The sequence below is a fragment of the bacterium genome, from assembly GCA_016703265.1.
GTDB lineage: Bacteria > Krumholzibacteriota > Krumholzibacteriia > LZORAL124-64-63 > LZORAL124-64-63 > CAINDZ01.
This window is the reverse complement of record JADJCK010000007.1, coordinates 452118-462596: the sequence shown is the minus strand read 5'-3', so window position 1 is coordinate 462596 and position 10479 is coordinate 452118. Positions and strand designations below refer to the sequence as shown.

The 10479-nt window shown below is 69.6% G+C and carries 8 protein-coding genes and 1 pseudogene; 4 read left to right on the top strand and 5 right to left on the bottom strand.

Annotated elements, in window-relative coordinates:
- Both IPG61_15800 and IPG61_15795 read left to right on the top strand, forming a co-directional pair.
- On the top strand, nt 1-1061 hold a 1061-nt coding region (locus tag IPG61_15800; GenBank protein ID MBK6735509.1), incomplete at its 5' end, for a hypothetical protein.
- A complete protein-coding gene (locus IPG61_15795; protein MBK6735508.1) occupies nt 1061-2065 on the top strand; it encodes a polysaccharide deacetylase family protein in 1005 nt (334 codons plus the stop codon). The genes IPG61_15800 and IPG61_15795, both read left to right, overlap by 1 nt.
- A gap of 149 nt (nt 2066-2214) precedes the next feature.
- On the opposite strand, the pseudogene IPG61_15790 reads toward IPG61_15795, so the two are convergent.
- Together IPG61_15790 and IPG61_15785 are read right to left on the bottom strand one after the other, a co-directional pair.
- Nucleotides 2215-3586, bottom strand: a pseudogene (locus IPG61_15790) (glutamine synthetase beta-grasp domain-containing protein).
- A 10-nt stretch (nt 3587-3596) separates the two neighbouring features.
- The gene (locus IPG61_15785; protein ID MBK6735507.1) at nt 3597-4646 is read right to left on the bottom strand and encodes a TIGR01777 family protein; all 1050 of its coding nucleotides are present in this window, start codon (nt 4644-4646) and stop codon (nt 3597-3599) included.
- Between the two features lie 145 nt (nt 4647-4791).
- On the opposite strand from IPG61_15785, the gene IPG61_15780 reads away from it, so the two are divergent.
- Nucleotides 4792-5604, top strand: coding sequence for an enoyl-CoA hydratase/isomerase family protein (locus IPG61_15780; protein ID MBK6735506.1), 813 nt, complete (start codon nt 4792-4794; stop codon nt 5602-5604).
- A gap of 143 nt (nt 5605-5747) precedes the next feature.
- Here the strand turns inward: IPG61_15780 and IPG61_15775 are convergent, their stop codons facing one another.
- Nucleotides 5748-6323, bottom strand: a complete 576-nt coding sequence (locus IPG61_15775; GenBank protein ID MBK6735505.1) for a hypothetical protein — start codon at nt 6321-6323, stop codon at nt 5748-5750.
- Between the two features lie 336 nt (nt 6324-6659).
- Between IPG61_15775 and IPG61_15770 the strand changes: the two genes are divergently transcribed.
- Complete coding sequence (locus IPG61_15770; protein ID MBK6735504.1) at nt 6660-8705, top strand: S9 family peptidase; 2046 nt, start codon at nt 6660-6662, stop codon at nt 8703-8705.
- A 26-nt stretch (nt 8706-8731) separates the two neighbouring features.
- On the opposite strand, the gene IPG61_15765 is transcribed toward IPG61_15770, so the two are convergent.
- Both IPG61_15765 and IPG61_15760 read right to left on the bottom strand, forming a co-directional pair.
- On the bottom strand, nt 8732-9889 hold the full coding sequence (locus tag IPG61_15765; protein ID MBK6735503.1) for a putative C-S lyase: 1158 nt from the start codon (nt 9887-9889) through the stop codon (nt 8732-8734).
- A complete protein-coding gene (locus IPG61_15760) occupies nt 9886-10386 on the bottom strand; it encodes a hypothetical protein (GenBank protein ID MBK6735502.1) in 501 nt (166 codons plus the stop codon). Before IPG61_15760 ends, IPG61_15765 begins: the two co-directional genes overlap by 4 nt.
- Nucleotides 10387-10479 lie beyond the last annotated feature (93 nt).

Sequence of the window (10479 nt, the reverse complement as noted above, 5' to 3'; positions counted from 1 at the left end):
CACTGCTGGCCGACGACCCCGCCGACGGCGAATCCCGCGTCGGGCTCGGCCGCGCGCTGCTGTGGGACAACCGCCTGCGTGAGGGCTGGCGCACGCTGCGTGACGCCGAGGTGCACGGGCCGGAGGCGACCGCGCGCGACGCCGGCGACGTCTTGCTGGTGGCGCTCGACGAATACACGACGCCGCTCTCGTTGATGTTCGGCTCGACCTGGGATTCCGACGAACTGCGCATCACCCGTGTGGCGGCTGTCGGAACCCTGACGATCGCCGGCAACCACCTTCTACAGGTGATGCCGTCGCGCATCTGGTACCGTCAACCGGGGCAACCCGACGCCGATGGCTTGCGCCTGGGCGCCGGCCTGGTGACAGGGCTGGGCCCGCGCTGGGCGTTCCACGCCTACGGCTGGCTCGACCGTTTCGCCTCGGACGGGGCGCTGCCGGCCACCGGCGCGCCTCTGGACTGGGACCAGGCCGGCGGCGATGCCTGGCTGACCTGGCTGCCGGCCCCGCGCTGGCGCCTGGACGTAGGTGCGGGCTCACAGGCCGTGGAGACCTACCTGGCGCTCGGAGAGCATCTGGAACGTCGACAGGCCAGCCTCTCGCTCGAACACAGGCTGTCGCGTCGGTGGTCGGCAGCCGTGGTCGGCATCGCCGGAGAATATACCGACGGCAACCGCAGTGACCGCCTGACCGCCCGCGCCGCCTGGCGCCACGACGGCCGCGTGTTCGTGCAGGCGGGCCCGGTCGTGAACCTGCTCGACTTCAGCGTCCCCTATCCCGGCGGCTACTGGGCACCCGACGATATGCGCAGCGCCGGGCTCGAGGCCATGGTGCGTTCGCGCGGCCGCACGGTCGCCTGGCGCCTGTCCGGCACGCTGGCGCGCGAGAAGGAAGCTTCTTCACGCGCGATCACGGTTGGCGGCATCAGCGGTCGCGTCGGCTGGCGATTCGCGCCGGACTGGCTGCTCGGACTCGAGGCGGGCCATGCCGCCAGCTCATTGAACAATGCGGGCGGCTACCGACGCACCAGCGCGAGCGTGGACATCCGGGCGTTCTTCTGATGTCCCGCGCCGAGGTGCACACCGCCGTCGTCAGGCCTCGCGGTCGCCGCCGGCCACCGCCAGGTTTGCGGGCGGCGGCACTGTGCGCCGCCCTGCTGGCGACCGCCGGTTGCAATCACGGCCCCCGGTCGCAGGGCACCCACGCGACGGCGACCGACGCCCATACGACCGCGATGGCGCGCAACAGCCACCTCGACCCGCCGGCGTTGGCCGACCTGCCGATCGTCGGCCACGCCGACGGCGTCCCGGTGCTTTGCTACCACTACTTCCGCGGTTCCTTTGCACCGGGCTACACGCTGCGAGTGCTCGGCTCGGTGCTCTTCGGCCTGCCGGCACTGGGCCCCCGCGAGTTCTGGACCACTCCTGCCGGCGAGTTCGAGCGGCACCTCCGCCTGTTTCGCGACGACGGGATTGCCGTAGTGACCCTGGATGACGTGGCTGACCTGATTGCCGCCGGCAAACCGCTGCCGCGCCGGGCCGTCGTCCTGACGATCGACGACGCCGACCACAGCGTCTACCGTCACGCCTTTCCCCTGCTGCGGAAGTACAACGCGCGCGCGCACCTCTTCGTGCCGACGGCGCAGGTCGGTCGTGACTGGAGCGGCCTGCGCATCAGCGACGCCGCCGAACTGAAGGAGATGGCCGACTCCGGCCTCGTCCTCCTCGATTCGCACACCCACGACCTGCACTACAAACTGGCGGCCGATGGAGGGATGCAGCCGGCTATCCTGGTCCCGGAGCTGATCCCGGTTATGCGGCGGCCGGCGATCTCGGTGGCCCATCCCGGTCGCCTGGCGACGGTCGCCCGCGACCTCGAGGCCAGCCGTGACGGCCTCGCGCGCCTGGTCGGCCGCCGCGAACCCTGGCTGGCCTGGCCTTATGGGTTCGCCTCCCCGCTCTCGACAGCCTGGCGAACCGCGTCGGGTTCCGCGGCACGGTCAGCCTTTCGCCGCGCCCGTTCGGGGCCACCGACCGGGATCTGCGCGTCGGGCGCTACACATTGACGGCGCATACGACTCTGGAGCAGGTGGCGGCGATCGTGCGGTGACTCGGGCGGGCGGGCAGCCGGCGTTCGCCGGTGCCTACCGGGTGGACAGAAGAAAGCGGCCGCGCCTTCTCCGTGCGCGGCCGCTCGCATTTCCGCCCTCTGCTCCTAGAAATCGAAGTACATGGTGTACTCGTAGGGATGCGGACGCCGGTTCATGTCCGCGATCTCGTCCCGGCTTGATGGCTAGCCAGCGCTCGATCCGCTCCTCGTCGAAGACCCCGCCGCGCAGCAGGAACTCGTGGTCGTGCTCGAGCGCGTCGAGGGCGTCGGCCAGCGAACGGGGCAGGTAGTCGATGGGCTTGCGCTCATGTACAGGCACAGCTTCCGGCGCGAAGCCGAGTGCCACCGGGTCGATGCCCTTCTCGATACCGTCCAGCCCGGCCATGAGGATCGCCGCGCAGCAGAGGTACGGATTGGCGGTCAGGTCGGGGGGCCGGTACTCGACGCGGCGAAGGCTGGCATCACGCACATAGCTCGGGATGCGGATGGCCGCGCCGCGGTTGCTCTTGCCCATCGTGCGCACGGTCGGCGCCTCGAACCCGGGCACCAGGCGCTTGTAGCTGTTGGTGCTCGGATTGGTCAGCGCGCACAGTGCGGCGGAGTGGGTCAGGATGCCGCCCACGTAACTCAGCGCCAGCTTCGAGAGGCTGGCGAAGCCACTTGGGTCGTCGAAGATGTTGCGGCCGTTCTTGGTCAGGAACTGGTGCAGGTGCCAGCCGCTGCCGGCATTGTCGAGCAGCGGCTTGGGCATGAACGTGACCTTCAGCCCGTGACGTTCGGCCTGGTTGAACAGGATGTACTTCGACAGCACGGCGTGGTCGCCGGTCGTCGCCAGGTCGGCGAACCAGCCCTCGATCTCCTGCTGGCCCTGCGCCCCCACTTCGTGGTGGTGGTAGCGCACGGGAATGCCGAAGTCGGCCATGCAGGCGCAGACCTCGTCGCGGAAGTCGTCGTAGCGGTCATGCGGATTGCACGCATGGTAGGCGTTCTGGTAGAACGCCTCGCCGCTGTGCAGGCGCACGCCCGTGTCGTTGGCGCCGGAGGCGTGATTCGCGTCGGCGAAGATGTGGAACTCGTACTCCGGCCCCCACTGCGAGAGGTCGGCGATGCCCGAGTCGCGCAGCGCCTTCTCGGCGCGCCGCGCCAGGTGCCGGCTGTCCTGGTTGAACGGCGTGCGCGCGTCGTCGGCCAGGTGCGCCTGCGCGAACATCGTCAGGGTCGGCCGCTTGCGGAACGGGTCGAGGCAAGCCGTGTCCAGGTCGGGGATCATCACCATGTCGCTGGCTTCCACCTTCAGGAAGCCGTAGCTGGATCCGTCGAAGCCGATCCCCTCGCTGCAGACATCCTCGGTGAAGCGCGAAAGCGGGAACGACAGGTGGTGCAGACGACTCGCCAGGTCGAGCATCTTCAGGTCGATGAACTCGATGCAGCGGGATTCGGCGTCGCGCCGCACCTCGGAGAACGTCTTCGGAGTCATGTCACGCCCCTCAGGCCTGGTGCCTCGGATCGGTGCCAGCGCCCAACGAGCTGGCCGCCATGGCCATGCCTGCATTTGCGCCGGCCATCAGAATATAGGCGCCAGGCGTCATCGCGCCAATTTCCGCCGTGAAGGGCGCGGCCGCGGCCCCAGAGCGGACCAGGTCGGCCAGGGCTGCATCCAGTTCCCCGTATTCGAAGCGGAAGCCCGCCGCCCGCAACGCATTGGGCACGGCGCGCTGGCTGGCCAGGACGATCTCCGCCTTGCGCCCTAGCAGTAGACGCAACGCGAACGCAGGCACCGGCAGTCGGGCCGGCTTGCCCAGCACGCGGGACAGGGCGGCAATGAACTGGGACTGGGTCGGGGGATCAGGGGCCACGGCGTTGACCGGGCCCTCGATGGCAGGCTGGTCCAGCACGAAGAGGATAGCGCGCGCCAGATCGGCGCCGTGGATCCAGGGCACGTACTGCCGGCCGCTGCCGAGGCGGCCGCCGAATCCGGCCCGCACCGGCGAGACCAGTCGCGGCAACATGCCGCCGGCCGAGTCCAGGACCGCGCCGATGCGCAGCAGCACGACGCGCACGCGCTCATTGCCGGCCTCGCGGGCGGCGTTCTCCCATTCCACGGCCAGGCGTGCCAGGAAGCCGTCGCCGGGCGGTGCGCTTTCGCCAAGGGCGCGATCGCCCTGGTCGCCGTAGAAGCCGGCCGCCGATGCGCTCACCAGCGTCACCGGATGATCGGCCGCCGAAATGGCCGCCACGAGGTTACGTGTGCCGGCCAGTCGTGAACGCCGGATGCGCCGCAGCTTGCCGCGCGTCCACAGGCCGTTGCCGACCGACTCGCCGGCCAGGTTGATGACGGCATCGGCGGCGCCCACCGCCTCCTGCCAGTCGCCGCCCACGGCCGGATCGCCTTCGCGGATCTCGACGCCGGCCGGAAGGCGCGCGGCTGCCGTCGCCGCATTGCGCGTCAGGCAGGTGACCTGGTCACCGCGCGCCGCGAGCAGGGCAACGACCCTGCTGCCCACCATTCCGGTTGCACCCGTCACGAAAATCCGCATCTGCGCCCACCTCCCGGGGCCTCGGCCACCACCGGCGACCGGCACGCACGATAAGTCAGCCCCCCCCCGGTGTCCACCCGGCGGTTGCCGGGCCCGGGCCCGGGCGCGATAATGGTCCGAACCGCCAACGTCCAGGGAGTAGACGATGCAGTACGACAATTTTGACTGTGAGGTCGCCGACGGCTGCGCGACCGTCCGCCTGGTCGGACCCGGCGCGCCGGACCTGGGCGCAATGTGCGACGAGTTCGTCGACCTGATGCTTCGCCTGCAGGAGGACCGCGCGGCGCGCGTGATCCTGCTGACCGATGGCGATCACGCATTCGACCTGCACCGCGATCTCGAAGGCCTGGCCGGCTCGCGTGGCCGCGGCCGCGGGTTCGAGTTGCTGGCCGCCGAAGACGAGATCGCCCGCCGCATCGTCACGCTGACCTCTGAGTGCCCCAAGCCGGTGCTGGCGGCAACGCGCGGCGAGATCCGCAGCGTGGGCCTGGGCCTGTTCCTGGCCGCGGACATCCGTGTCGCGAGCGAGTCGGCCACGTTCACGGCGCCCGACATGTCGGGCGGACTCGTGGCCGGCTGGGGCCTGAACCTGACCCTGCCGCGCCTGCTCGGGCCCGGCCGCGCCCTCGAGTTCCTGTGGTCGAGCCGCACGGTAGCCGCACCCGAGGCGCTGCAGATGGGACTGATCGACCGCCTGCTCCCGGACGACCAATGGGAACAGGAACTTTTCGCACTCACGCGGAGGCTCAGCCAGATCCCCCAGCCGGCCGTGCACCTGACCAAGCTCGCGGAGCAGCAGTCTACCGTGCTCGACCTCACCTCGATGCTGGCCCTGGAATGGGAGTCGCAGCAGCAGTGCTGGGATTCGGACGAAACGAGCGAGGGCCTGCGCGCCTGGCGGGAGGGCCGCGTGCCGCACCTGGAAGCGGCGACGGGCAGCGACGAGGACGACGACTAGTCGGCTGCATCCACGGGCATCATGGTCATGGACATTCCGTGGGCATCACCATCATGGCTGGGCATCAAGAACAGGGGCCCGGGCAGTCTGCCCGGGCCCCTGTTCATTCGTTCCAACTTGATCCGACCAGCGGATTCAAGCGACTAGCGGAACAGGCTCTTCACGTTGCCGAAGCTGCTGGTCTCGGTGGCGACGACGCAGTCGCCGTTGATCGTCAGGATCGGGCTGCCGGTCGGCGAGATCGGACGCAGCTCGCGGATGACCTCATCGGTGCCCTGGAAGGCGGGAACCTTGGCGTCCAGCGAGTGGAAGAACACGCCGTTGCAGCTGATCGAGGCCGGGTTCGTGTTCTGGACCATCAGGGTCATGTCGGCGATGACGACGGTCCCGTTCACGGGCACCAGCGCCGTGGCCAGGCCAACCAGGTGCTCGCCCGGGTTGATGCCCAGGTCGATGAAGTTGCCGCCGCGCGGCACGAAGTTGAGCGACAGCACATTCGAATACGTGAGGGCGATTTCCCAGGCATTGATGTTCGGCGTCGACAGGCGGGTCAGCACCATGTAGGCCGGAATCGGCGTGAACGGCGCAGCCGAGCTGCAGTTCGAGGTGGCCGCTTCGTCGAAGTAGATACCGACGTTGTCAGCGGACCAATCCGTGGCGAAAGCACTGCCGGCAAGGGCAGTCAGGGTCAGCGCGAGGACGAGAGCCAGCTTCTTCATGTTGTCGCTCCTTGGAGATGGAAACGGTGAACAGGGGCTTCACGCTGCAAGGGAGGTTCAGATCTGGGGTCGGGCCCGCTGAACGTGTCACCTTTGTCATGATTATAGCACGGCGGGATATCCAATGCACAAGAAATATATCGCGAATGCTGACGTATTCGCCTTGCAAGTGGTTAATGTTGATAAATCGGCATCGGTTTTTCACGACAGTCCCGCGGGAAGCGGTCCGGGGCCAGGTTACTGCTGCATCGGGGTCGCCGAAGCCGCTCGCGAAGTGCTATTCTCCAGTGGTCCCATCCCCCCAGACAAGGGTTAACCCAGGAGGAACATGCTGCCATGAAACGACTTGTGATCATTTTGACCGCCACCCTGGCGTTCCTGGCAGCTGTGGCGGCCGCAGCGGCCACCCGCACCTACGACCCGCAGCCGGAAGACAGCTTTTCCCTGACCGTGCTCGAGAACCTGGCCGTGGCTCCGGACGGCTCGGCGGCCGCCTATACCGAGAATCGCTGGGGCGAGGGCAAGAAGGGGCGCAGCAGCGACCTGTGGGTCGTGGCGACCGCGGGCGGCGCCGCGCAGCGACTGACCTTCGATGGCTTCGGCGGGGGCGGCGTCACCTGGTCGACCGACGCGAAGTGGCTGTACTTCCTCGGCCGCGACAAGGCCGGCCGTGAGGCACCGCCGCGCGACGGGACGACGCAGGTCTGGCGGCTGCCGGCAGCCGGAGGCGCGCCGGTGGCCATGACGCGGGCGGCCAAGGGTGTGGACGCTTTCGAATTGTCGCCCGACGGCAGGGCCCTCTACTACGCGGTGGGCAGCGAGAAGACCGACGAGGCCTGGGGCGAGTTGCTGAAGAAATACGACGACCTGCACTACGGGCACGGCGTGACCGAATTGACGGAGGTGCGCCGCCTGGACCTGGACACCTGGCGCGACGACGTCGCCTACGCCGCGACACGCGTCATCACCGAGATGTCGCTGTCGCCCGACGGCAAGCTCCTGGCGATGATCACGACGCCGGACAACGAACTCATCTTCAAGGAGGGCTGGTCGCGGGTCGACGTCCTGGACCTGGCGAGCGGCGCGGTGACCGAACTGACGGACCAGACCTGGCGCGACGGGCACAAGTCACCCTTCGGCTGGATCGACGACCTGGCCTGGGCTGCGGACGGACGCGCGCTCGCCTTCACCATCTCCTACGACGGTTTCGCCACGGACATCTGGGTGGCCGAGGAGCGCGGCGGCGGCTGGCCGCTGCAGAAGATCGTCCGTCCCGACCCCTGGCACTGCGACGGCGGGCTGGCCTGGCGCGGCGCCGGGCGCACGCTGTGCTACCGCGGCGAGGCGATGGCCCGCGTGCAGGTCCTGGCCGTCGAGAACGTCTCCGGCGGCGCGCAGGGACGCACCGTGGAACTGACGCAGGGCGACCAGGTGGCCATCGCCTTCGGCTTCGACCGCAAGGGCGCGACACTGGTGGCCAACTGGGAGACGCCGACCGATGCCAACGACATCTACGCGGTCACCTCTCCCGTCAAGCATCGCCGGCTGACGCGCGTCAATCCGCAGATGGATTCCTGGAAGCTGCCGCAGACCAGCCACGTCAGCTGGACGGGCGCCGACGGCAGGACGTGCTGGGGCATCCTCGAGCTGCCGGCCGACTACGTACCCGGCAGCGGGCCGCTGCCGGCGATCATCGAACTGCACGGCGGCCCCACCGCCTCCACGCGCATCGGATACCGGCTGTGGATGTACGGACGTGGACTGATGCCTGCGCGCGGCTACGCGCTGCTCAGCCCCAATTACCGCGGCTCGACCGGCTACGGCGATGCCTTCCTCGAGGAACTGGTCGGGCGCGAGAACGACATCGAAGTGAAGGACATCGTCGCGGGCGTGCACTGGCTCGTGGACCAGGGCTATGCCGACCCGAAGAAGCTGGGCGTGACGGGCTGGAGCAACGGCGGCTATCTCACCAACTGCCTGATCACGGCCGAGCCCGACATGTTCGCTGCAGCCAGCAGCGGCGCCGGCGTGCTCGACATGGTGATCCAGTGGGGCACCGAGGACACGCCCGGCCACGTCATCAACTTCGTGGGCGGCCTGCCCTGGCAGCAGCCCGAGGCGTACCGGCACGCGTCACCGCTGTATGCACTGGACCGTGTGAAGACGCCGACCATCATCCACGTCGGCGGCGCCGACCCGCGCGTGCCCGTGGCGCACAGTCGCGCGCTCTACCGCGCACTCAAGCACTACCTGCACGTGCCCGTGCAGCTGGTCGAGTATCCGGGCGAGCCGCACGGGCTGACCACGCGGCACAACCGGATGGCCAAGATGGAATGGGACCTGGCCTGGTTCGACAAGTACCTGCTCGGCAAGACCGAATGAGACGGTAGCACGGGCGCCGGCCCGACTCAGCGGACAGCGGCGCCGGCCGCGGCAGCGAGACGATCGCAGGCCGCGGCCAGCGTCGCGCGCGGGCACCCGAAATTCAGGCGCAGGTAGCCGGGCGCCCCGAAATCGCGGCCGTCGCTGAGGCCCAGCCCGTGTTCGAGCACGTGCGCGGCCGGGTCGGGCACGGGCCACTGGCGGGCGTCGAGCCAGGCCAGGTAGGTCGCCTCCACGGGGGCCATCGTCAGCGGTGGCAACTGGGCGACGCGCGCCGCCACGTAATCCCGGTTGGCGCGCAGGTACCCTCGCAACGCGTCCAGCCACGGCGCGCCGTCCGACCAGGCAGCTTCGGCGGCGACGAGACCGAGCACGTTGACGTGGGGCACGATGCCGGCCATGGCCTGACGGAACCGGGCGCGCAAACCGGGGTCGCCGATGACGGCAGCGGCACAGCCAAGCCCCGGCAGGTTGAAGGTCTTGCTCGGTGCCAGCAGCGTGATGGTGCGTGCCGCGACCTCCGGCGACATCGCGGCGAACGGGACGTGCGGCCGGCCCGGTTCCAGCATCAGTTCGCTGTGGATCTCATCGCTGCAGACAACCAGGTCATGGCGCATCGCGAAGTCGGCCAGCTCGTCCAGTTCGTCGCGACGCCACGCCCGCCCGACCGGATTGTGCGGATGACAGAGCAGCAGCAGGCGCGTGCGCGCATCGGTGGCCGCACTGAGCGCCGCGTGGTCGAGGTACCAGCCGTCGCGGTTGTCGCCGCCGAGGGGCGCTGCGCGCAATTCGCGATCCGCCAGCGCCGGCACGCGCAGGAAAGGCCCGTAGACCGGCGGCGTCACGAGCACGCCGTCGCCCGCCTGCCCCACGGCCCGACAGGCCACCGTCAGGCCGCAGACCAGCCCCGGCAGCCACACGATCCACTCGGGATCGACGCGCCATCCGCACGAACGCTCGAGGGCCGCAGCCAGGACGCGAGCCAGGCGCGGGTCCGGCATCGCGTAGCCGAAGACGCCGTGCTCGACGCGGCGGCGCAGGGCGTCGATGACCGGCGGCGGGGCCGCGAAATCCATGTCGGCCACCCACAGGGGCAGCACATCGCGCCCGGCCCAGCGCTGCCACTTCTCGCTGTCGGTGCCGCGACGCTCGCGCGGCGTGTCGAAATCGAAGTCGGCGGTCATGCGCGCCCCGCTTCACGAAGGAAGGCATCCACCCGCTCGATGGCCGCCTGCGCGCCGGCGACGATCGCCCAGCGGCAGCCCGCCGCGCACTGGTCCAGGAAGGCGGCGCCGGGGTCGAAGTCGACCAGCACCACCGGCCGGCCGAATCGCAGGGCGAGGGCGATCTCGCTGAGCGTGCCGCCCGTGCCGCGGCAGGCCACGACGACATCGGAGGCTAGGATGTTGACCACGTTGCGCGCGGCGCCGAGGCCGGTGGGGATCACCAGGTCGAGGCCCTCGGCCGCGTCGTCGCGATCATCGCCGTAGAGGACACCGACCGTGAGCCCGCCCCCGGCGCGCGCCCCCGACACCGACGCCTGCATCACCCCGCCGGGCCGGCCGCCTGAAAGCAGGACCCAGCCGCGGCCCGCGATGAGTCGCCCCACTTCAAAGGCCAGGGCGGCCGTGGCCTCGTCGGCCTCGGTGCCGCCCATCACGCCGATCACGGTTCTGCGCATGCGCTCTCCTTCGTCCTTCCTGGACGCCACCGGTGGCAGGGACGGCACAGGATCGCAGATGGCGCCGCGGGCGGCAAGTTGGTTGCCGCATCA